The sequence below is a fragment of the Aeromonas bivalvium genome (assembly GCF_046078285.1).
Classification (GTDB): domain Bacteria; phylum Pseudomonadota; class Gammaproteobacteria; order Enterobacterales; family Aeromonadaceae; genus Aeromonas; species Aeromonas bivalvium.
This window is the reverse complement of the sequence record NZ_JBGXBV010000005.1, coordinates 241,073-262,165: the sequence shown is the minus strand read 5'-3', so window position 1 is coordinate 262,165 and position 21,093 is coordinate 241,073. Positions and strand designations below refer to the sequence as shown.

The 21,093-nt window shown below is 64.2% G+C and carries 22 protein-coding genes; 21 read left to right on the top strand and 1 reads right to left on the bottom strand.

Features of this window, described 5'->3' with window-relative positions; all coding sequences use genetic code 11:
* Positions 1–50 precede the first annotated feature (50 nt).
* From ACEUCR_RS13890 to ACEUCR_RS13860, 7 genes are read left to right on the top strand one after another with little or no spacing between them, the layout of a single operon-like run.
* Positions 51–389, top strand: coding sequence for a LafX (locus ACEUCR_RS13890; RefSeq protein WP_392441320.1), 339 nt, complete (start codon positions 51–53; stop codon positions 387–389).
* Positions 380–1,402, top strand: coding sequence for a flagellar hook-length control protein FliK (locus ACEUCR_RS13885; RefSeq protein WP_408790860.1), 1,023 nt, complete (start codon positions 380–382; stop codon positions 1,400–1,402). Before ACEUCR_RS13890 ends, ACEUCR_RS13885 begins: the two co-directional genes overlap by 10 nt.
* Positions 1,403–1,433: 31 nt before the next feature.
* Positions 1,434–1,892, top strand: coding sequence for a lateral flagellar basal body-associated protein LafF (gene lafF, locus ACEUCR_RS13880; RefSeq protein WP_042001637.1), 459 nt, complete (start codon positions 1,434–1,436; stop codon positions 1,890–1,892).
* A 7-nt stretch (positions 1,893–1,899) separates the two neighbouring features.
* Entirely contained in the window at positions 1,900–2,604 is a 705-nt protein-coding gene (gene lafS / locus ACEUCR_RS13875; RefSeq protein WP_408790857.1) for a lateral flagellar system RNA polymerase sigma factor LafS, read from the top strand.
* Between the two features lie 54 nt (positions 2,605–2,658).
* On the top strand, positions 2,659–3,516 hold the full coding sequence (lafT, locus tag ACEUCR_RS13870) for a lateral flagellar motor stator protein LafT (RefSeq protein WP_392441328.1): 858 nt from the start codon (positions 2,659–2,661) through the stop codon (positions 3,514–3,516).
* Positions 3,517–4,455 (top strand): lateral flagellar motor protein LafU, encoded by a 939-nt coding sequence (gene lafU, locus ACEUCR_RS13865; protein ID WP_042001647.1) that lies wholly within the window; start codon positions 3,517–3,519, stop codon positions 4,453–4,455. It abuts the gene before it with no gap.
* Positions 4,452–4,910 (top strand): hypothetical protein, encoded by a 459-nt coding sequence (locus ACEUCR_RS13860; protein WP_408790852.1) that lies wholly within the window; start codon positions 4,452–4,454, stop codon positions 4,908–4,910. Before lafU ends, ACEUCR_RS13860 begins: the two co-directional genes overlap by 4 nt.
* Here ACEUCR_RS13860 and ACEUCR_RS13855 read toward each other — a convergent pair.
* Complete coding sequence (locus ACEUCR_RS13855; protein WP_408790974.1) at positions 4,846–5,748, bottom strand: lytic transglycosylase domain-containing protein; 903 nt, start codon at positions 5,746–5,748, stop codon at positions 4,846–4,848. The genes ACEUCR_RS13860 and ACEUCR_RS13855 overlap by 65 nt on opposite strands.
* Before the next feature lie 218 nt (positions 5,749–5,966).
* Between ACEUCR_RS13855 and ACEUCR_RS13850 the strand changes: the two genes are divergently transcribed.
* The 14 genes from ACEUCR_RS13850 (at position 5,967) to ftsA (ending at position 21,072) form a co-directional block, all read left to right on the top strand.
* Positions 5,967–6,263, top strand: a complete 297-nt coding sequence (locus ACEUCR_RS13850; RefSeq protein ID WP_392441333.1) for a hypothetical protein — start codon at positions 5,967–5,969, stop codon at positions 6,261–6,263.
* Between the two features lie 241 nt (positions 6,264–6,504).
* Positions 6,505–6,963: a division/cell wall cluster transcriptional repressor MraZ gene (gene mraZ / locus ACEUCR_RS13845; protein WP_042001653.1), complete on the top strand. Its 459-nt coding sequence runs from the start codon at positions 6,505–6,507 to the stop codon at positions 6,961–6,963.
* Complete coding sequence (gene rsmH / locus ACEUCR_RS13840; protein WP_042001657.1) at positions 6,964–7,902, top strand: 16S rRNA (cytosine(1402)-N(4))-methyltransferase RsmH; 939 nt, start codon at positions 6,964–6,966, stop codon at positions 7,900–7,902.
* 3 nt (positions 7,903–7,905) lie between these two features.
* Positions 7,906–8,220: a cell division protein FtsL gene (gene ftsL, locus ACEUCR_RS13835; protein ID WP_042001660.1), complete on the top strand. Its 315-nt coding sequence runs from the start codon at positions 7,906–7,908 to the stop codon at positions 8,218–8,220.
* Positions 8,217–9,962 carry a penicillin-binding transpeptidase domain-containing protein gene (locus ACEUCR_RS13830; RefSeq protein WP_111873090.1) on the top strand — a complete coding sequence of 582 codons (1,746 nt, stop codon included), beginning with the start codon at positions 8,217–8,219 and terminating at the stop codon, positions 9,960–9,962. The genes ftsL and ACEUCR_RS13830 overlap by 4 nt, the downstream gene beginning before the upstream one ends.
* Positions 9,946–11,442 (top strand): UDP-N-acetylmuramoyl-L-alanyl-D-glutamate--2,6-diaminopimelate ligase, encoded by a 1,497-nt coding sequence (gene murE, locus ACEUCR_RS13825; RefSeq protein WP_408790850.1) that lies wholly within the window; start codon positions 9,946–9,948, stop codon positions 11,440–11,442. The genes ACEUCR_RS13830 and murE overlap by 17 nt, the downstream gene beginning before the upstream one ends.
* Entirely contained in the window at positions 11,439–12,794 is a 1,356-nt protein-coding gene (locus ACEUCR_RS13820) for a UDP-N-acetylmuramoyl-tripeptide--D-alanyl-D-alanine ligase (RefSeq protein ID WP_408790847.1), read from the top strand. Before murE ends, ACEUCR_RS13820 begins: the two co-directional genes overlap by 4 nt.
* Positions 12,788–13,870, top strand: coding sequence for a phospho-N-acetylmuramoyl-pentapeptide-transferase (gene mraY, locus ACEUCR_RS13815; RefSeq protein WP_111873093.1), 1,083 nt, complete (start codon positions 12,788–12,790; stop codon positions 13,868–13,870). Before ACEUCR_RS13820 ends, mraY begins: the two co-directional genes overlap by 7 nt.
* A 2-nt stretch (positions 13,871–13,872) precedes the next feature.
* Positions 13,873–15,156, top strand: a complete 1,284-nt coding sequence (gene murD, locus ACEUCR_RS13810; RefSeq protein WP_408790844.1) for a UDP-N-acetylmuramoyl-L-alanine--D-glutamate ligase — start codon at positions 13,873–13,875, stop codon at positions 15,154–15,156.
* Positions 15,153–16,337 (top strand): cell division protein FtsW, encoded by a 1,185-nt coding sequence (gene ftsW / locus ACEUCR_RS13805; protein WP_042001679.1) that lies wholly within the window; start codon positions 15,153–15,155, stop codon positions 16,335–16,337. The genes murD and ftsW overlap by 4 nt, the downstream gene beginning before the upstream one ends.
* Entirely contained in the window at positions 16,334–17,422 is a 1,089-nt protein-coding gene (murG, locus tag ACEUCR_RS13800; RefSeq protein ID WP_258955568.1) for an undecaprenyldiphospho-muramoylpentapeptide beta-N-acetylglucosaminyltransferase, read from the top strand. Before ftsW ends, murG begins: the two co-directional genes overlap by 4 nt.
* Before the next feature lie 106 nt (positions 17,423–17,528).
* The gene (gene murC, locus ACEUCR_RS13795) at positions 17,529–18,983 is read left to right on the top strand and encodes a UDP-N-acetylmuramate--L-alanine ligase (protein ID WP_042001685.1); all 1,455 of its coding nucleotides are present in this window, start codon (positions 17,529–17,531) and stop codon (positions 18,981–18,983) included.
* A gap of 96 nt (positions 18,984–19,079) precedes the next feature.
* A complete protein-coding gene (locus tag ACEUCR_RS13790) occupies positions 19,080–19,832 on the top strand; it encodes a cell division protein FtsQ/DivIB (protein ID WP_042001687.1) in 753 nt (250 codons plus the stop codon).
* Positions 19,813–21,072 (top strand): cell division protein FtsA, encoded by a 1,260-nt coding sequence (ftsA, locus tag ACEUCR_RS13785; protein ID WP_042001690.1) that lies wholly within the window; start codon positions 19,813–19,815, stop codon positions 21,070–21,072. The genes ACEUCR_RS13790 and ftsA overlap by 20 nt, the downstream gene beginning before the upstream one ends.
* Positions 21,073–21,093 lie beyond the last annotated feature (21 nt).

The following is a 21,093-nucleotide window of genomic DNA, read 5'->3' as shown; positions in this document are numbered from 1 at the left end:
GGCCCACTCCTTGCTAGTGGCTATGCAGTACCACTCTTGAGGCCCTTGCCATGCCCGTCAGCAAGCCATCCATATCCAGTGCCGAGTACGAGACCCGCCAGCGCCAGTTGCTGGGGCTGGGTCGACAGTTGCAGCAGCAGGCCCAGGCGGGTCAATGGGATGCGGTGCGCCTGACCGACCAGAGGTTGGCGCAGTTTTGCAACACCCTGGCGGCCAACGCCCCTCTCTGGCATACCCTGCTCCCGGCCCGTCAACAGGTGAGGGAGTGGCACCGCCAGGCCCTCGAGCAGTGCCGGGCCGAGCTGGCGGTGCGCGAGCAGAGCTGGCAGCAGCTCAGCCAGGGACGGGAAGGCCTGCAGGCCTACGATGAGGCGCAATCATGGGCGTGATCCGCAACCTGAGCCCTGCGGCCCTGGCCGCGGGCGCCGAGCAGGGCGCCATCCATCGCCGCCAATCGGCGGACGCCACACAGGGCTATCAGTCCCTCGATCCCTCCCTCGACCCTGCCGATCTCGCGGCGCTGGCCCAGCCCTTGCCAGTGCAAGAGGGGCAGGAGGAGCCCCCCCAGCAGGAGGAGACGACCGATGAGGAGGCGCTGGCCGCCGCCTTTTCGCGCCGCGTGGCCGATACCTCTTATTTCACTCCTGCGCCGGGTCTGACCCAGGCCAGGGCGCCCCTGACAGGGGAGGCGACGCCGTCCATGTCACCCCCTCTCACCCTCGAGACCCTGCAGGCCAGGCTCAAGCTGGGCCAGACGGTGGCCGCACCTGTTGCCGCAGACGGAGGCCATATCAGCCCACAGACCCCAGGCACCTTCGGGGCTGGCGACAGTGCGAGCCATCGCCCCGCGCCTGCTCTTCCCCCGGCCCTGCTCGTCGCCCTGGGCGCCGAACCGGCCAGGGGGGAGGGTGCCGAGGTCAAAGGGACGCAAACGCCGACCCTCGTCACCGGCACGCCGGCCCGACAGCCCGACTACCAATGGGCCCCCGCCAGACTGGCGGATAACCCGGCCCAGTGGGGGCAGCAGCTGGTGGAGGTGCTGCGTGACAAGGTGGAGATGCAGGTCAATCACCAGATCAAGCAGGCCCACATCAGGCTGGATCCCCCCGAGCTGGGGCGACTGGAGCTCACGGTGCGCATGGAGGGGGACAAGCTCAGCGTGCAATTGAACGCGGCGAGTCCGGCGGTGCGGGACGCCCTGATCCAGTCGATGGAGCGGCTGCGCATGAGCCTGGCCCCCCATCATGCGGGAGGGGTGGAGGTCAACGTGGGCCAGGGCGGCGAGCAGGAGCGGCGCCAGGCCTGGCAGCAGGACGAGATCCTGGCCGGGCGGCGGGAGTGGACGGAGGACGACCCTCAGGATGACACCCGGGGCCGGGACTGGCTCAACACCCTGGTCTGACAGCAATCGAATAACAAGGTAACGAGAGACGATGCGGCGATTTTTCAAGTGGTTGATGGTGATAGTGGCGGCCTGCTGCCTGCTCCTGGTGCTGGCCTATGGCGCCTACCTGAAGCGGGACCAGATTGGCGTCTGGCTCGGTCTGACCGAAGCCAAACCCGAGCTCAGTGCGACCCCCTTGTTCAAACCCATGGAGCGGTTCGTCATCAGCCTGGAGGGAGGCGCCCAGACCCACTATCTGGTGCTGGAGCTGGCGCTGGTCACCCATAACCCGGCGCAGCTGACCGATCTGGAGGAGCTGAGCCCCCTGATCCGCAATGCCATGGTGCAGTATTTCAGCCACAGAACCCTGGAGAATGTGCGCCAGGAGCTGCAGGACATCAGTGCCCTGCAGAGTTCGCTGCTCGGCAAGCTGACCACCACGCTGCAGGGCTATGGCTACCGTACCTATCTGGACGAAGTGCTGATCACCAAGGTGCTGGTGCAATAGGTCCGCGATGAATCACTGGGAGCAGCCGAACGCCTTCGCCGCCAAGGAGTCCATCCTGGGGGAGCAGGCCATCCTGATGCGTTATCTGCCGCTGGTGAAGCGGGCGGCCAGCCACTTGCGCAGCCAGGTCAGTGCCAGCTTCGATCAGGACGACATGGAGCAGGTGGGCATGATTGGGCTGCTGGAGGCCTGGCGCCGCTATGATGGCGAGCCGGATCAGCAGTTCGAGAGTTATGCCTTCAAGCGGATCCGCGGCGCCATGCTGGACGAGCTGCGTCGCCTCGACTGGCGCCCCCGCCAGCTGCGCCAGCAGGTGCATGTCTACAACCAGGCCCAGCGTGAGCTGCACAACCAGGGAGGGCGGGCACCGACCGAGCAGGAGCTGGCCGCCGCCCTCGCCACCTCGGTGGAGGAGGTGCGCCAGCTCGCCTATGCCAGCCAGGCGGAGGCCTTGCAGAGCCTGGAGGAGTGGCTGGAAAACGGCGGACGGGCGCCGAGCGCCGAATCTGACGATGCCGACCTGGCCATGACCCTTGCCAAGGTGCTCGCCACCCTGGACAAACGGGAGCAGTTATTGCTTTCCCTCTACTACCAGCATGAGCTGAACATGAAGGAGATAGCCCTGGTGCTCGGCCTGACCGAGTCGAGGGTCTGTCAGCTGCACAAGCAGTGCGTGCTTCAGCTCAAGAAGCAATTGGTCGATTCCATCTAATTCATGACTCGCCACATCCCGTGGCGAGACACCTTGTGTTGTGCGGGAGCATTCATGCAAAAACAGCTAGGCCTTGGCATCATCTTCGTGTGTGTGCTGGGCGGTTTCATGATGGCCGGTGGTCGCCTGCTCGCCCTGTGGCAGCCCGCCGAAATGGTCATCATCTTCGGGGCCGCCATCGGCTCCATGTTCATCGGCAACTCCAAAGAGGTACTCCACGAGATGTGGCGCCAGATCAAGCAGGTGGCCAAGCCGAACAAGGAGGAGCGGGAACTCTATCGCGAGCTGCTGACCCTGATGCATCAACTGCTGGAAGAGACCCGCAGCAAGGGGCTCAAGGCCCTCGACGAGCACATCGAGAATCCGCAGCAGAGCTCGGTGTTTCTCATGTACCCGCAGATCGCCGAGGATCCCCAGCTGCTGGGCTTCATCATCGACAACCTGCGCCTGCTCGGCATGGGCAAGATCAGTCCCCACGAGCTGGAGACCATGCTGGAGCAGGAGATCATGGCCATCGAGGAGGAGATGCTCAAACCGGCCCATGCCCTGCACAAGACGGGGGAGGCCTGCCCCGGCTTCGGCATACTGGCGGCGGTCATGGGCATCATCATCACCATGCAGCAGCTCGATGGCCCGCTCACCGCCATCGGCGTGCATGTGGCGGCGGCCCTGGTCGGCACCTTCATCGGGATATTCATGTGTTACTGCCTGCTCGAGCCCATGAGCAGCGCCATGGAAGATCTGGTCAAGCGTCGCATCTCGCTATTGATGTGCGTCAAATCCATCCTGCTGGCCCAGTTGCGTGGCAAGCAGCCTCTGCTCGCGGTCGACTCCGGGCGCAAGGTGCTCGAGCCCGATGTCAAACCCAGCTTCATGGAGCTGGAGGACTGGGTCACCAACAAGGCGATGTAGATGCGCAACCACGAACAGATCATTGTCAAACGGCAGAACCGCCGCAACTCGGCCCCCAAGAGCGGCGGGGCCTGGAAGGTGGCGTTTGCCGACTTCACTCTCGCCATGATGGCCCTGTTCATGGTGCTCTGGATCCTGGCCGTCTCCAATCAGGAGGAGCGGGAGCAGGTGGCCAGTCACCTGCGTGATTACAGCATCCTGGACAATGCGGCCAACCCCTTCGACATTCGCAACAGCCCCTTCCCGGTCGATCTGGGGGGGCAGCCTTCGCCGCTGGAGGAGCTGGTGCCCGTCTACACCCAGGATGGCCAGCTGATGCCAAAGCACAGGGATCCGAGCCAGAGCATCCTCAACGAGAAGGGGGTCGATCACTACAGCAACCTGGTGGTGGGACGGGTCGAGGGAATGCAGCAGATGGCGGAGCTGGCCGGGGTCATCGACTCCCTGGCGGATCAGCTGCAGGCCAGGAACAACCTGGAGCTGCAACTGGTGCCCCAGGGGCTGCGCATCCTCATTCGGGACAATGAGGACAGGGAGATGTACGGCCGGGGCAGCGCCAGGATCAGCCCCTTCTTTCGCCACCTGCTGATGGGGCTGGCCCCCGTGTTCCAGCGGGTCGAGAACCGGGTGATGATCTCGGGTCACACCGACAACACCCCGTTTGCCAACGACAACTACAGCAACTGGGAGCTCTCCTCGGATCGCGCCATGATGGCCAGGCGCGTGCTGCTGGCCGGCGGCATGCCGCCGCAGCGCATTGCCCAGGTGGTGGCCATGTCCGATACCATGCTCGAAGATGAGGGCAATCCGACCGGCAGCCGCAACCGGCGCATCGAATTGCTGATCATGAGCAGCCAGGCCGAACAGAGCCTGGAGCAGCTGTTCAGCTCACAACTCAAGGCCGCGGCGGCGCAGGCCAAGGAAGGTATGCCCAGATGAAGGATGAAGCCGACCAGTCGCTCCCCCAGGCAGGGGCGCAGGATCCCAGGCGCAAGGTGCCGCGCTGGTATCTCCATGATGGTTCAGAACCGCTCGAGACTCAGAGCTGCGGCATCGCGGCCCGCCTGCTGGTCAGCGGCCTGCTGTTTGACAAGCGGCTCGGCCGGGCGGTGATCAAGGACATAGGGCCGGGCGGGGTGGGCTTCCTGGCCCCGGCACGCTTCCTGCTGCCTGCTGTCATCAACCTCTCCCTTGCTCCCAACATCCGGCTCGAGTGCCGGATCATGCACAGGCGACCCATAGGTCAGCACCTGTGCTTCTATGGCGCCAGCTGGACGCAACCCGACCAGGTGGACCTGACCCCTGTCCTCAGCCACTGGCGCCACTGTTTCATGGCAGCAGCGGCGCCGCAGGACGATCCAGCCCCAGCGGATCCGGCAGACGTTCGAGCCTGATCCCGCCCCGCCCCAGATCCAGCCCCTTGCTCGCCTTCAGCAGCAGGGGGTCATGCAGGCTCTCCAGTGAGATGGTGCTGGCGATGAAGGGCCCCTTCCTGACCAGCTTCTCTTCCCCGGGTTGCCGGCCCTCGCTCTGACTGTATGCGATGGGGCAGCGACTCACCCCCTGCGCCTGTGGCAGACGCCAGGCCGGATTCCAGCGACTGGCATCATTCATGGATACCCCCTTCTCAAGGGCCCAGGCCAGCAGCGAGCAGCCCTGGGGGGCTGACACTATCTGCAATTCCGCCCCCTGTCGCCAGGGGGGCAGGACAAAGCCATAGCGCTGAGGGTGTTGCAGCACGCGGGAGAGCGCCAGCAGGCGAGCGACGTAGAGGCGGGTCTCCTCTGGCAGGGGCAGATCCCACAGATTGCGGCTGTTGGCGGCCAGTATGGCTCTGGTCACCCGGCCTTCTCCCGCGTTGTAGGCCGCCAGGGCCAGGGGCCAGTCCCCGTCGAACAGGCGGTGCAGCCAGGCGAGATAGGTGAGGGCGGCATCGGTGGCGAGCGGCAGGGAGTATCGGCCATCGAAGCTGTCGTTGATGGGCACCCCGAATCGACTCGCCGTCTGGGGCATCAGCTGCCAGGGACCGGCCGCTCCGGCGTGGGAGACGACGTCCAGCCGGTAGCTGCTCTCGATGAGGGGAACGAAACTGAGCAGGGCGGGCAGCTGCCTGGCCTCCACCTGCCTGGCGACCCAGCGGATCATGGGTTGCACCTGGCCCAGGCGCCGCTGCAGGTAATCCTGTTGCTTGAGCAAGAAGGCGCCCTGGGCCTGCACCAGATCCTGGCCCACCCCCGTCAAAGGGGTGGGAAAACCCGCCTGCCAGTGGTAGTTTTGATAAGAATAACAACAAGATGGTGTCAAAATAACCAGCGAGAGCAGCCATCGCATCATGACCCTCATGACGCCGCTTCCCCAGGGAGGCCAAAGGCGAATAAAAACATGATGACTCTCAACAGTTTTCGACCTTTTCAGTCGACTGTTCATGTGGATTCAAGGATGTGATGAGCATGATACCACAAGCAAAAACCCCCCCTACAGCGGGCAAGACACTCCAAAAGTTTCTGCTCTATCTCATCTTGATTAACTTCATGCTGATGGCTCTTTACATCCTCTATATGGATGGCCTCGGGCTGGCGACCAATATGCTGCTCAGCGCCCTGCTCATTCTTTATAATTTGCTGCTTTGTCGTCTCGTCTGCCTGCGGGCGCGGCGGGCGGGAGATGGCTATATCATCTATCCCGTGGTGGGAGTGAGCATCGCTCTGTGTACCTTGATCCTGTATCGCTTTATTATTTCCCCCTGAATCGAGGGCCTCTTTCATGGGGACTCTAATTAATCGCATGCACTTTCCCTGAAATAACTCGTGGAAAATCAACCCGCTTAATCCGAGCCCGTCAAACGCTGCGTCAATATGTTCCCTGCCATCAGGATCCTTGCTTGAAAAGCCCTTTACTCGTCCTTAAACTTCACAGTGGAGAAAAGTGGATCAAAGTGGTTTTTCTGGGCAGAGACCCACCATTTATTACTCATTGGGGATGGCTAATTTGTTGCGTGGTGCTCACGCCATCAGCCTGGATGTCAAAGGGCGACTGGCGATTCCGACCAAGTTCCGTGACTGGCTGCGCGACGAATGCGACGGCCAGCTGGTCTGCACCATAGATATCGCCCACCCCTGCCTGCTGCTGTACCCCCTGCATGAATGGGAGGAGATAGAGCGCAAGCTGAAGACGCTCTCCAGCATGGATCCCGCGCAGCGCCGTCTGCAGCGCCTGTTGCTGGGGCACGCGACCGAATGTGAACTGGACGGCAATGGCCGTCTTCTGCTCTCCCAGCCCTTGCGCACCCATGCCGGGCTGGACAAGAGAATCATGCTGGTGGGCCAGCTCAACAAGTTTGAGCTGTGGGACGAAGCCCGCTGGCAACATCAGATCGATACCGATATCGCGAGCCTGCCCGAGGATGACTGGGCCGGCTCGGATCGCTTACAGGATTTCTCGCTATAAATGAGCCAAGCCGCTGAACATATCACAGTGCTGTTGCACGAGGCCGTCGAAGGTCTGGCCATCCAGCCGGACGGTATCTACGTCGATGGCACCTTTGGCCGTGGCGGTCACTCCCGTCTCATCTTGCAAAAACTCGGCCCCAATGGCCGTCTGATTGCGATTGACCGCGATCCTCAGGCCATCGCCGAAGCCGCCAAGATCCAGGATCCCCGTTTCGAGATAGTGCACGGCCCCTTCTCCGGGATCACCGGTTACCTGGCCGATCGCGGCCTGTTGGGCAAGGTCAACGGCTTCCTGCTGGATCTGGGGGTCTCTTCCCCCCAGCTGGACGATGCCGAGCGCGGCTTCAGCTTCATGAAGGACGGCCCCCTCGACATGCGCATGGACCCCACCACGGGCCAGAGCGCTGCCGAGTGGCTGGCCAAGGCCGACGTGGATGACATCGCCTGGGTACTGAAGACCTTCGGCGAGGAGCGTTTCGCCAAGAAGATCGCCCGCGCCATCGTCCACGATCGGGCGACCGAGCCCTATGTGCGCACCCGCCAGCTGGCAGAGATGATAGCCAGGGTCAACCCGAGCAAGGAAAAGGGCAAGCACGCGGCCACCCGCAGCTTCCAGGCCATCCGTATCTATATCAACAGCGAGCTGGACGAGATAGAGACGGCGCTGGATGGCGCCCTGCAGGCCCTGGCCCCAGAGGGGCGCCTCTCCGTCATCAGCTTCCACTCCCTGGAGGACAGGCTGGTCAAACACTTCATTCGCAAGCACGAGAAGGGGCCGGAAGTGCCGCGGGGCATCCCCCTGACCGAGGCCCAGCTGGCCGGTGGTCGCAAGCTGAAATCGGTGGGCAAGGCGCTCAAGCCGTCGGAACACGAAGTCACCGAAAATACCCGGTCCCGCAGCTCTGTGCTGCGGGTCGCAGAGCGTTTGGCGGAGTGAGCCATGAGTGAATTTCGCGTCCACCTCGGCAAGGAGATAGTTCAGGACCTCTGGCGCCACAAGCTGCAGCTGGCCCTGGCCATTGCCGTGCTGGTCACCTGTTTTGCGGTGATCCTGGTGACCAACATGACCCGGGTCATGACCTCGACCCAGAACGATCTCATGGCCGAGGAGGACAGGCTCAACATAGAGTGGCGCCACCTCTTGCTGGAGCAGGGCACCCTGGCCGAGCACTCCCGGGTGGCGGCACTGGCCATGGACAAGTTGCAGATGGCTCGCCCCCTGGTGACCACCGAGAAGGTAATCAGCCAACCATGAAACGCAAGACGCCCGCCAAGGCGCAGGCCAAAGCCCCGTCACTCTATCCGTGGCGTTTTCGCACCCTGGTGTTGTTCATCGGGATAGCGTTTGTCGGCTTGATCCTGCGTCTGGCCTGGATCCAGGTGATAAGCCCGGACCGGTTGCGCCAGGAGGGGGACATGCGCTCCCTGCGGACCACCTCGACCCAGGCGGTGCGCGGCATGATCACGGATCGCAACGGCGAGCAGCTGGCGGTATCTGTGCCGGTCGAAGCGGTGTGGGCCGATCCCAAGACGGTCCACGAGTCAGGCTCCATCCACAACGAGCGGGCCTGGCTGGCCCTCTCCGCCGTGCTCAAGGTCGACATCAACACCCTCAAGCACCGCATCTCCAACCCCAAGAAGCGCTTCGTCTATCTGCAACGCCAGGTGACCCCTGCCGTGGCCGAATACATCAAGGGCCTCAAGCTGGGGGGCGTCTTCCTGCGTCCCGAGTCGCGCCGTTTCTACCCAACGGGGGAGATCAGCGCCCACCTGGTGGGGGTGACCAACATAGATGGCCATGGCATAGAGGGGATAGAGCGCAGCTACGATCAGTGGCTGAGCGCGACCCCGGGCGAGCAGCGGGTGCGCAAGGACAGGCAGGGCCGGGTCATAGAGCGGCTCGGCGTGGTCAAGGAGGGCAAGAACGCCAACAACCTGGCCCTGAGCATCGATCAGCGGGTGCAGGCCCTGGCCTATCGCGCCCTGAAACGGGCCACCGACGAGAACAAGGCGACGTCCGGTTCCCTGGTGATGCTGGATGTGAAGACAGGGGAGGTGCTGGCCATGGTCAATACCCCCTCCTACAACCCGAACAACCGGGGTCAGTACCAGAGCTTCCGGGTACGCAACCGGGTGGTGACGGATACCTACGAGCCGGGGTCCACCATCAAGCCGCTGATCCTGCTCAGCGCCCTGCAGGCCGGGGTGACGAGCTGGAAGGACCACATCCAGGGCGGGCCCCTCTATATCGGGGCCAAGCAGATCCGCGATGTCAGCATCCACAGCGCCAACAACCTGTTCGACATCTTGCGTTACTCCTCCAACATCGGCATGTCCCGTATCGCCCTGCGCATGCCGGCCCAGGAGATGATCAACACCCTCAGCCTGTTCGGCTTTGGCAATGACACCGGCAGCGGCCTGATCGGCGAGAGCCTGGGGATGCTGCCCCAGCGCCGGCGCTGGTCCGATATCGAACGTGCCACCCTGTCGTTCGGCTATGGCCTGCGGGTGACCCCGCTGCAGCTGGCCTCGGCCTATGCCACCCTGGCCAACCAGGGCAAGCGGGTGCCCATCTCCACCATCAAGGTGGACAAGGCGCCCCAGGGTGAGCAGGTCATCGACCACAACAATGCCAAGGCCATGATGCAGGCCCTGGAGTTCGTGGTCGACAACGCCATTCCCAAGGCCAAGGTGCCCGGCTATCGCATCGGCGGCAAGAGTGGTACCGCCAAGGTCGCTGTCGCCGGTGGCTATGGCAAGGACTACATGGCCTGGTTTGCCGGCTTCGCCCCGGCCAGCAACCCCCGCTTCGTCATGGTGGTGGTGGTCAATGAACCCAAGGGCAAGGCCTACTACGGCGGTGCCGTCGCGACACCGCCCTTTGCCGAGGCCATGGGCGGCGTGCTGCAGCTCTACAACATTCGTCCCGATGCGGTGCCCAATGCGCCGCCCCCCTCACTCGCCCGACTGGAGGCCGCCGTTGTCCCTCACACTTGATGCCCTGGTGCGCCCCTTCGGTCTCGAAGCCGGGGCGTTGCCCCTGACCGACATGCAGCTCGACAGCCGACGAGTCGGCCCTGGTTGCCTGTTCGTGGCACTCAAGGGGCATCAGACCGACGGCAGGCAGTTCATCGGGCAGGCGGTGGCCCAGGGGGCGAGCGCCGTGCTGTTCGAGGATGACGGCAGCTTCGTGCCCCCTGTGCTGGCGATCCCCTGCATCGGCATGGGCGATCTGCCGGTCAGGCTCAGTGCCCTGGCCGGACGCTTCTTCGGCGATCCGGCCAGGGCGCTGCAGCTGATAGGCATCACGGGCACCAATGGCAAGAGCACCACGGCGCTGCTGGTGGCCAACTGGCACAGCCTGCTCGCCGAGCAGACGGGGGCCGGCAAGGCGGCCGTCATGGGCACCATAGGCAATGGCCTGTTCGGCGAGCTGGCGGAAGCGGCCAACACCACGGGCAGCGCCCTCGAGGTGCAGGCCAATCTGGCCGCCCTGCGCGATCAGGGCGCCAGCCTGGTGGCCATGGAGGTCTCCAGCCATGGTCTGGTGCAGCACAGGGTAGAAGATCTCCACTTCGCCGCCACCGTCTTCACCAACCTGAGCCGGGATCATCTCGACTATCACGGCTCCATGGCCGCCTATGGCGAGGCCAAGGAGCTGCTGCTCAAGCAGGTCGATGAGCACTGTGCCCTCATCAATGATGACGACCCGCTGGGGCACGAATGGCTGGCCCGTTATCCCCAGGCGGTGGCCTTCGGCACCAATGGCCCGATTGAAAACCACCCTGGGCGACAGTTGACGGCGCAGCATCCCCAATTTCATCAGCAGGGATTCAGTTCAGCCATTAACTCCAGCTGGGGGAATGGTGTATTATCCGCCCCCTTGCTTGGCCGCTTCAACGTCAGCAATGTGCTGGCGGCCATGGGGGTCATGCTGGTGCTCGGTCACGAGTTCGAGCAGCTGATCGCCACCGCCCCCCGCCTGCAGGGGGTGACGGGTCGCATGGAGTGTTTCGGCGGCGGCGATGCACCGCTGGCGGTGGTCGATTATGCCCACACCCCGGATGCGCTGGAGAAGGCGCTGCAGGCCCTGCGGGTGCACTGCGAGGGGCGGCTGTGGTGCATCGTCGGTTGCGGTGGCGACCGCGATCGCGGCAAGCGTCCCATGATGGCCGCCGTGGCCGAGCTGCATGCGGACTGCGTGATCCTGACCGATGACAATCCCCGTACCGAATCGCCGGCCCGCATCATGGCCGACATGGTGGCGGGTCTTGCCGATCCTGGCGCCGTGACCATAGAGCACGACAGGGTCAAGGCCATAGGGCTGGCGCTGGCGCAGGCGAGCAAAGAGGACATCATCCTGGTGGCCGGTAAGGGTCACGAGGATTATCAGATCATTGGCAAAGACAAGCGGCACTACAGCGACCGGGAAACCGTCGCGGCCGCGTTGCACACATTAATGGAGTCATTCAGATGATGACCCTCAGGCTTGCCGAACTGGCCCGGGCGCTCGATGCCCGCCTGATCGGCGGCGATCACGAGATCACCGCCGTCAGCACCGATACCCGCACCCTGGGCGCCGGTGCCCTGTTCGTGGCCCTGCGCGGCGAGCGGTTCGACGCCCACGATTTCTGCGAGCAGGCGGTGCTGGCGGGGGCCTCTGCCCTGCTGGTGGAGCGTGAACTGCCCCTGGCCATCCCCCAGCTGGTGGTGGCCGACAGCCTCAAGGGGCTGGGTCGCCTCGGCAAGCTGGTGCGCGAGCGCATCAACCCGAAAGTGCTGGCCATCACCGGCAGCTGCGGCAAGACCACGGTGAAGGAGATGGCGACCGCCATCCTGCGCTGTGAGGGGGAGGTGCTGGCCACCGCCGGCAACTTCAACAACGAGGTGGGGGTGCCCCTCACCCTGCTGCGCCTCGAGCCGCAGCACCGCTTTGCCGTGATGGAGCTGGGAGCCAACCACCCGGGGGAGATCGCCTGGACCACCTCCCTGGCCCGGCCCGATGCCGCCATCATCAACAACGTGGCCGCCGCGCACCTGGAAGGCTTCGGCTCCCTGGAAGGGGTGTTCCACGCCAAGAGCGAGATCTTCGAAGGGCTGGGCGAGGGCGGCAGCGCCATCGTCAATGCCGACAACGAGTTCTGGCCCAGGTGGCGGGAGAAGGGCATCCGTTGCGCCTTCTCCCTCGAGGATCAGAGCCAACCCTTCCATGCCCGCGACATAGTGCTCAATCAGGAAGGGTGCGCCGAATTCGTCATGGTGACCCCCCAGGGGGAAGTGAGCCTGACCCTGGCCATTCCCGGTCGTCACAACGTGGCCAACGCCCTGGCTGCCGCCGCCGGGACCCTGGCGCTGGGGGCCTCGCTCGACTCTGTCAAGGCGGGGCTGGAGCAGATGGCACCGGTCAAGGGGCGCTTTTGCGTGCGCCGCTGGGGTGGCCTGACCCTGATTGACGACACCTACAACGCCAGCGTGGAGTCCGTGCTGGCGGGCATCGATGCCCTGACCGCCATGGGCGGCTACAAGGTGCTGGTGTTTGGCGACATGCGAGAACTGGGTGAGGGCTCGGCCGAGCAGCACGCCCGGGTCGGCCGCCATGCCCGCGCGTGCGGGCTGGATGCCGTGCTCACGGTCGGCGAGGAGAGCCGTCATACCGCAAACGCTGCGGGCGGCCGACATTTCGATAACAAGGCGTCTCTCTATGACGTGCTGGCACAGATGATCACGACAGAACAAACCATCGCCATTCTGGTGAAAGGGGCGCGGGGTTCCCGCATGGAAGATATCGTCAACATGGTCGCCGACCATCAGGAGCAAGCCTCATGCTAGTCTGGCTGGCAGAACTGCTCACCCCGCACTTCACCTTCTTCAACGTCTTCTCCTATCTGACGTTTCGCGCCATCCTGTCGATCATCACCGGCCTGGTGGTGGCGCTCTGGATGGGGCCGCGCCTCATCCGCCGCCTGCAGATCCTCAAATTCGGCCAGGTGATCCGCAACGACGGCCCCGAGTCCCACCTCAGCAAGCGGGGTACCCCGACCATGGGGGGCCTGATGATCATTGCGGCCATCTTCATCTCGGTACTGCTCTGGAGCCGTCTCGACAATCCCTATGTCTGGCTGGTGCTTTTCGTGCTCGGTGCCTACGGCGCCATCGGCTTTGCCGACGACTACCTCAAGGTGGTGCGCAAGAATACCGACGGCCTGATCGCCCGCTGGAAGTACTTCTGGCAATCCGCCGTTGCCCTGGGGGTGGCGGTGTTCCTCTATGCCACCGCGACCCACGACGGCCAGACCCAGCTGGTGGTGCCCTTCCTCAAGGACGTGATGCCCCAGCTCGGCCTGATGTTCATCCTGCTGACCTACTTCGTCATCGTCGGTACCTCCAACGCGGTCAATCTGACCGATGGTCTCGACGGTCTGGCCATCATGCCCACCGTCATGGTGGCGGGAGGCTTTGCCCTCATCGCCTGGGCTACCGGCAACGTCAACTTCGCCAACTACCTGCACATTCCCTATGTGCCCTACACCTCCGAGCTGGTGATCGTCTGTACCGCCATCGTGGGCGCGGGCCTCGGCTTTCTCTGGTTCAACACCTATCCGGCCCAGGTGTTCATGGGGGACGTGGGTTCCCTGGCCCTTGGCGGTGCGCTCGGCACCATCGCCGTGCTGGTGCGCCAGGAGTTCCTGCTGGTGATCATGGGCGGCGTCTTCGTGATGGAGACGGTCTCGGTGATCCTGCAGGTGGGATCCTACAAGCTGCGGGGGGTGCGCATCTTCCGCATGGCCCCCATTCATCACCACTACGAGAAGAAGGGCTGGCCGGAGCCGCGGGTCATAGTGCGGTTCTGGATCATCACCCTGATGCTGGTGCTGCTGGGTCTCGCCACCCTGAAGGTGCGTTGATCATGGTCATCATCCTGGGTTTGGGAAAAACCGGTCTCTCCTGCGTCGATTACTTCCTCGGCCGTGGCGTCACGCCCCTGGTGATGGACACCCGCAAGAATCCCCCCGGCCGCGACAAGCTGCCGGCAGGGGTCGAACTGCATGAGGGGCTGGATGAAGCCCTGCTCGCCCAGGCACACCTCATCGTCGCGAGCCCGGGCATTGCCCTGGCGACCCCGGCCCTGAAAGCCGCCGCCGAGCGTGGCATCGACATCGTCGGTGACATAGAGCTGTTCGTGCGCGAGACCAGTACCCCCGTCATCGCCATCACGGGCTCCAACGGCAAGAGCACGGTCACCACCCTGGTAGGCGAGATGATCGCCGAGGCGGGGCTCAAGGTGGGCGTTGGCGGCAACATAGGTACCCCGGCCCTGAGCCTGCTCAAGCAGCCCATGGATCTCTGCGTGCTGGAGCTGTCCAGCTTCCAGCTCGAGACCACCCACAGTCTGCGTGCCGCCGCCTCCGTGGTGCTCAATCTCAGTGAGGATCACATGGATCGCTATGCCGGCATGGCCGATTACCGCGCCGCCAAGCAGGAGATCCATCAGCACTCCCAGCACATCCTGGTCAACCGGGACGATGCCCTGACCCTGCCCGACGTGGGCGAACTCTGGAGCAGCTTCGGCCTCGACGGCAATGCCTATGGTCGGGGCGAGTTCGATGGCGAGCTCTGGCTGACCCTCCATGGCGAGCCGCTTATCCCGGTGAGTGAGATGAAGATAGTGGGGGCCCACAATCAGGCCAACGCCCTGGCGGCCATGGCCCTGTGCGATGCGGTCGGCATCCCCCGCGAACCCCAGCTCGCCGTGCTGCGCCGCTTCGAGGGCCTGCCCCATCGTGCCCGCTTCGTGCGCGAGGTGAACGGGGTGCGCTGGATCAACGACTCCAAGGCCACCAACGTGGGGGCCACCCTGGCCGCCGTGGCCGGGGTGCGGGAATCGGTCAAGGGACGCCTGCTGCTGCTGGCCGGCGGCCAGGGCAAGGGGCAGGATTTCGGCCCGGTGCAGGCGCTGCTCGGCCACCAGATAGATCATATGTACTGCTTCGGCCAGGATGCCGAGCTGCTGCTGGCCCTGGGTGAGCAGACCGAGCGGGTGACGGACCTGGATGCCGCCGTCGCCAAGGCGGCGCGGGACGCCAGGCCCGGTGACTGGGTGCTCCTTGCTCCCGCCTGCGCCAGCCTGGATCAGTTCGCCTCCTTCGAAGCCCGTGGCGATCGTTTCACCGAGCTGGTACTCGCCTTATGAACGCCCTGCGCGCGACCCTCGGCTTGCTGCAGCGGCTCCTGCTTCCCGCCAGGCCGGGTGCGCTCTACGATCGGCAGCTGGTGGTGCTGGCCCTCTCCCTGATGACGGTGGGGCTGGTGATCGTGGCCTCCGCCTCCATTCCGGAAGGGATCGCCCTGGCGGGGGATCCCTTCATGTTCGTCAAGCGCCACGGCATGTTCCTGGTGATGGCGCTGGGTATCTCCTGGTTCGTGTTGCAGGTGCCCATGGCCCGCTGGCAACACTACAACGGCCCCATGCTGCTGCTGGCCATCCTGATGCTGGTGCTGGTGCTGCTGGTGGGGCGCAGCGTCAACGGTTCGGTGCGCTGGTTGCCGCTCGGTCCCTTCAACCTGCAACCGGCGGAGTTCGGCAAGCTGGCGCTGTTCGTCTATCTGGCAGGCTACCTGGTGCGGCGCCAGAGCGAGGTGCGCGAGCGCTTCATCGGCTTCATGAAGCCGATGGCGGTGCTGTTTCTGGTGGCCGTGCTGCTGCTTGCCCAGCCGGATCTGGGCTCGGTGATCGTGATGTTCGTCACCTCGCTGGGCATGCTGTTCCTGGCCGGCGCCCGCATGGTGCAGTTCATCGGTCTCATCCTGGTGGGGATCAGCGCCGTGGTGACCCTGATCATCGCAGAGCCCTACCGGATGCGGCGGGTCACCTCTTTCCTCGATCCCTGGGCCGATCCGTTCGGCAGCGGCTATCAGCTGACCCAGTCCCTGATGGCGTTCGGTCGCGGCAGCTGGCTGGGGGAGGGACTCGGCAACTCGATCCAGAAGATGGAGTACCTGCCGGAGGCCCACACCGACTTCGTGTTCGCCATCCTGGGGGAGGAGCTGGGCTACCTCGGCGTGCTGGGTGCCCTCTTCCTCATCTTTGCCCTGGCGATCAAGGCCCTCAAGCTGGGCCACCAGGCCCTGGTGGCCGACAAGCTCTACGAGGGCTATCTGGCCATCGGCATCGGCATCTGGTTCAGCTTTCAGACCTTCGTCAACGTCGGCGCGGCCAGCGGCATGATGCCGACCAAGGGGCTGACCCTGCCGCTGGTCAGTTATGGCGGCTCCAGTCTCATCATCATGACGGTGGCGGTGAGCATGTTGATCCGGATCGATTTCGAATTGCGTCAGGCCAGTGCCCAGGCGCGTGTGCGGGAGGTTGCGTGAGTAGCAAGACGTTGTTGGTGATGGCCGGTGGTACCGGGGGCCATGTGTTTCCCGGCTTGGCGGTGGCCGACAGGCTCAGGGCCCAGGGCTGGCGCATCCACTGGCTCGGCACCGCCGACCGGATGGAGGCCGAGCTGGTGCCGGCCCACGGCTACCCCATCTCCTTCATCGACATCCAGGGGGTGCGTGGCAATGGCCTCAAACGGCTGCTGGTGGCCCCCTATCGCATCGTCAAATCCATCCTGCAGGCACGTCGGGTATTGAAGACGATCAAGCCGGACGTGGTGCTCGGCATGGGGGGCTTCGCCTCAGGCCCGGGCGGCGTGGCGGCCTGGCTGTCTGGCATCCCCTTGCTGCTCCATGAGCAGAATGCCGCCGCCGGCATGACCAACAAGCTGTTGGCCCGCATCGCCAGTCGTGTCCTGATGGCCTTCCCGGGGGCATTTGCACCGAGTCGCCGCACCGCCGTGGTGGGCAACCCGGTACGGCCCGAGGTGGTCAACCTGCCGGATCCGGCCAGCCGCATCGGCAGCCGGGCCGCGCCACTGCGCCTGCTGGTCATCGGGGGCAGCCTGGGGGCCCGGGTGCTCAACGAACAGGTGCCCGCCGCGGTCGCCGCCGCCGGCGTGCCCATCGCTGTGCGTCACCAGACCGGCAAGGGCAACCGGGACGCCGTCGCCGCTGCCTATGCCGCCCTGGGCCAGGAGGCCGAGGTGAGCGACTTCATCAAGGAGATGGCCGATGCCTACGCCTGGGCCGATCTGGTGGTGTGCCGCGCCGGGGCCCTGACCGTCTCCGAGGTGGCCGCCGCCGGTGTAGCCGCCATCTTCGTGCCGCTGCCCCATGCGGTGGACGATCACCAGACCCGCAACGCCCTGACCCTGGTCGACGGCGGGGCGGCCGAATTTCTGCCCCAGTCAGAGCTGAGCCAGGCGACCCTGGCGGCGCGTCTCGCCTGGCTGGCCGGGCGCAGGGACATATTGCTGAACATGGCCAAGGCGGCGCGGCGCGTCGCCATTGTCGATGCCGCAGAGCGGGTTGCCGATGAGTGCAAACGGCTCGCCACCGGTGACAAGGCATGCTGATCAAGACTGCACAGGCCAAGCCGTGCCGTCTTACCCCTCAATGTATTGAGGCCGCAGCACCCGTTGCAGATGAGCGCGGGACTGGCGGCAGAGTAAAGAGAGAAATATGAACAAGGTTGAACTGGCAAAACTGCGTACCGTGATCCCCGAAATGCGCCGCGTGCGCCGCATCCACTTTATCGGCATAGGTGGCGCGGGCATGGGGGGCATTGCCGAGGTGCTGGCCAACGAGGGCTATCAGGTCTCCGGCTCGGATCTGGCCACCAACGGGGTGACCGAGCGGCTCGCCAGCCTGGGAGCCCAGATCTGCATCGGTCACAGCGCCGAACATGTGGATGGCGCCAGCGTGGTGGTGGTCTCCACCGCCATCAGGGCCGACAACCCCGAGCTGCTGGCTGCCCGGGAGCAGCGCATTCCGGTGGTGCGCCGCGCCGAGATGCTGGCGGAGCTGATGCGTTTTCGCCACGGCATCGCCATCGCAGGCACCCACGGCAAGACCACTACCACCAGCCTGGTGGCCAGCATCTATGCCGAAGCGGACAGGGATCCCACCTTCGTCATCGGCGGCCTGCTCAACAGCGCAGGTACCAATGCGCGCCTGGGCAGCAGTCGCTATCTGATCGCCGAGGCGGACGAGAGCGATGCCTCTTTCCTGCATCTGCAACCCATGGTCTCCATCGTGACCAACATCGAAGCGGATCACATGGACACCTATGGCGGCGACTTCTCCAGACTGAAGGCCACCTTCATCGAGTTCCTCCACAACCTGCCTTTTTACGGCTTGGCCGTGGTATGTGTTGACGATCCCGTGATCCGTGGCATGCTGCCTGAGATCGCGCGCCCGACCCTGACCTATGGCCTGTGCGACGATGCTGATGTGCAGGTGCTGGATTTCGTGCAGACCAGCAACCGCAGCCGCTTCCGGGTGCGTCGCAAAGATGCCGGCGAGCTGACCGTCACCCTGAATCTGCCGGGGGTGCATAACGCCCTCAACGCCGCCGCCGCCATCGCGGTCGCGACCGAAGATGGCGTCAGCGATGAGGCCATCATCAATGCCCTGGCCAAGTTCGAAGGGGTGGGGCGCCGCTTCCAGCAATATGGGGAATTCGAGACCGGGCGTGGCAAGGCCATGCTGGTGGACGACTATGGCCATCACCCGAGCGAGGTGAAGGTGACCATCAATGCCGCCCGCGCCGGCTGGCCCGAGAAGCGGCTGGTGATGGTGTTCCAGCCCCACCGCTACAGCCGCACCCGGGATCTCTACGAGGATTTCGCCGATGTGCTTTCCAAGGTGGATGTGCTGGTGATGCTGGAGGTCTATGCCGCCGGCGAGGAGCCGATCCCGGGGGCCGATGGCCGCGCCCTGTGCCGCTCCATCCGCTCCCGTGGCAACCTGGAGCCGGTGTTTGTCGCGACCCCGGAAGATGTGCCCGCCGTGCTGGCGGACCTCATCGGCGAGGGGGATCTGGTGCTGACCCAGGGGGCCGGCAACGTGGGCGCCCTGGCCCGCCGTCTGGGGGAGATGAAATTGAGCATAGAGAGCATGAAATCCGGCGCCTGAGGGCCTAATGAGTATTTTGACCGCCAAGCCGGGGCCTATATAATGGCGCACCCGGCCCGGCAGGCGGCCTGGCCGCGTTTTACGGGGATATGACGGGTGGAGGCAAGGGCACAAGGGCGCACCAAGGGTGGCTTCATCATAGGGGTCATGTTTTTCCTCCTGGTGATGATGGGGCTCTACCAGAGCGCGCTGGATGTTAAAGAGTGGCTGACAGATGCCAACCGGTTGCCCATCAGTGCCTTGCTGGTACAGGGGCAACACCAATATATCAAGGCGGAGGAGTTGCGCAGTGCCGTGCTCGATGGCGATGCGCCGCGCAACTTCTTCGAGCTGGATGTGAATGAACTGCAGGAGCGCTTGACGGCCCTGCCCTGGGTAGCCCAGGTGTCGGTACGCAAGAAATGGCCCGACAAGATCAAGGTCTACCTCACCGAGCAGGCGGTGGCGGCCCGCTGGAACGGCAACCGCTTCGTCAATGCCAAGGGGGAGGTGTTCAGCGCCCCCAACAGGGTGAAGAGCCCCTTGATGCAGCTGTCCGGTCCGGATGATCAGGCGGCCAAGGTACTGGAGACCAGCCGTCAGTTCGAGGCGCAGCTGGCAGAGCGTGGCTACAAGCTGGAGGCGGTCAATCTGACCCCCCGTTACGGCTGGGAGCTGACGCTGGATAACAATATTCAGCTGTTTGTGGGGCGCTCGGATATGGCGCTCCGTCTGCAGCGATTTATCGATGTCTTCCCTGTCATCGAACCCCGTGAGCAAGTGGCTTATGTGGACCTTCGATACGACACCGGGATGGCGGTTGGCTGGAAGAAGAACGAAGAGAAAGCGCATGACCAAAACCGCAGATAGAAATCTGATTGTCGGGCTGGATATCGGCACTACCAAGGTGGCGGTTCTGGTGGGCGAAGTGCTGCCGGACGGTGAGCTCAATGTCATCGGCATGGGCAGCCATACCTCCCGCGGCATGGACAAGGGCGGGGTCAACGATCTGGATTCCGTGGTCAAGTCCCTGCGCCGCGCGGTGGAAGAGGCCGAGATGATGGCAGACTGCCAGATAAGCTCCGTCTATCTGGGGCTGTCCGGCAAGCACATCGATTGCCGCAACGAGACCGGCATGGTGCCCATCTCCGACGAGGAGGTGACCCAGGAGGACGTGGACAACGTCATCCATACCGCCAAGTCGGTGCGTCTGTCTGACGAACTGCGGGTGCTGCACGTGCTGCCCCAGGAGTTCGCCATCGACTATCAGGAGGGCATCAAGAACCCGGTCGGCCTGTCCGGGGTGCGGATGGCCGCCAAGGTGCACCTGATCACCTGCCACAACGACATGGCTCGCAACATCGAGAAGTGTGTGGAGAAGGTGGGACTGCGGGTGGATCAGCTGATCTTCTCGGCCCTGGCTTCCAGCTATGCGGTGCTGACCGAAGACGAGAAGGAGCTGGGTGTCTGCGTGGTGGACATAGGTGGCGGCACCATGGACATGTCGCTGTTTACCGGCGGTGCCCTGCGTCACACCAAGGTGATCCCGTATGCCGGCAGCACAGTCACCAGCGACATCGCCTACGCCTTCGGTACGCCGCCCCTGGACGCCGAGGCCATCAAGGTGCGCTACGGCTGCGCCCTCGGCCGCCTGGTGAGCAAGGAAGACAACATAGAGGTGCCCAGCGTCGGTGGACGCCCGGCCCGCAGTCTGCAACGGCAGACCCTGGCCGAGGTGATCGAGCCCCGCTACACCGAGCTGCTCTCCATGATCAATGACGAGCTGGTGAAGGTGCAGAGTGAATTGAAACAGCAGGGGGTCAAGCATCAGCTGGCCGCCGGCGTAGTACTGACAGGCGGTGCTGCCCAGATCGAAGGCATAGTGGAGTGCGCAGAGCAGTTGTTCCAGTGCCAGGTCCGGGTCGGTGAACCCATGAATGTGCGCGGATTGAGCGATTACGTGCAGGCACCAGTCTACTCGACCGCGGTCGGGTTGCTGCAATACGGCCGTACCCATCAATCCACAGGCAGTAGCAACGATTACACCGCCAAGGCAAGCGTCGGTGGGCTGGTCAAACGGGTCAGCAACTGGTTGCGCGGCGAGTTCTAAAAGATTTTGCTGAGTCAGGCA

Coding starts and splice junctions, on each gene's coding strand:
- ACEUCR_RS13890 (WP_392441320.1), top strand. CDS start 51: ATGCCCGTCAGCAAGCCATCCATATCCAGTGCCGAGTACGAGACCCGC.
- ACEUCR_RS13885 (WP_408790860.1), top strand. CDS start 380: ATGGGCGTGATCCGCAACCTGAGCCCTGCGGCCCTGGCCGCGGGCGCC.
- lafF (WP_042001637.1), top strand. CDS start 1,434: ATGCGGCGATTTTTCAAGTGGTTGATGGTGATAGTGGCGGCCTGCTGC.
- lafS (WP_408790857.1), top strand. CDS start 1,900: ATGAATCACTGGGAGCAGCCGAACGCCTTCGCCGCCAAGGAGTCCATC.
- lafT (WP_392441328.1), top strand. CDS start 2,659: ATGCAAAAACAGCTAGGCCTTGGCATCATCTTCGTGTGTGTGCTGGGC.
- lafU (WP_042001647.1), top strand. CDS start 3,517: ATGCGCAACCACGAACAGATCATTGTCAAACGGCAGAACCGCCGCAAC.
- ACEUCR_RS13860 (WP_408790852.1), top strand. CDS start 4,452: ATGAAGGATGAAGCCGACCAGTCGCTCCCCCAGGCAGGGGCGCAGGAT.
- ACEUCR_RS13850 (WP_392441333.1), top strand. CDS start 5,967: ATGATACCACAAGCAAAAACCCCCCCTACAGCGGGCAAGACACTCCAA.
- rsmH (WP_042001657.1), top strand. CDS start 6,964: ATGAGCCAAGCCGCTGAACATATCACAGTGCTGTTGCACGAGGCCGTC.
- ftsL (WP_042001660.1), top strand. CDS start 7,906: ATGAGTGAATTTCGCGTCCACCTCGGCAAGGAGATAGTTCAGGACCTC.
- ACEUCR_RS13830 (WP_111873090.1), top strand. CDS start 8,217: ATGAAACGCAAGACGCCCGCCAAGGCGCAGGCCAAAGCCCCGTCACTC.
- ACEUCR_RS13820 (WP_408790847.1), top strand. CDS start 11,439: ATGATGACCCTCAGGCTTGCCGAACTGGCCCGGGCGCTCGATGCCCGC.
- mraY (WP_111873093.1), top strand. CDS start 12,788: ATGCTAGTCTGGCTGGCAGAACTGCTCACCCCGCACTTCACCTTCTTC.
- murD (WP_408790844.1), top strand. CDS start 13,873: ATGGTCATCATCCTGGGTTTGGGAAAAACCGGTCTCTCCTGCGTCGAT.
- ftsW (WP_042001679.1), top strand. CDS start 15,153: ATGAACGCCCTGCGCGCGACCCTCGGCTTGCTGCAGCGGCTCCTGCTT.
- murC (WP_042001685.1), top strand. CDS start 17,529: ATGAACAAGGTTGAACTGGCAAAACTGCGTACCGTGATCCCCGAAATG.
- ftsA (WP_042001690.1), top strand. CDS start 19,813: ATGACCAAAACCGCAGATAGAAATCTGATTGTCGGGCTGGATATCGGC.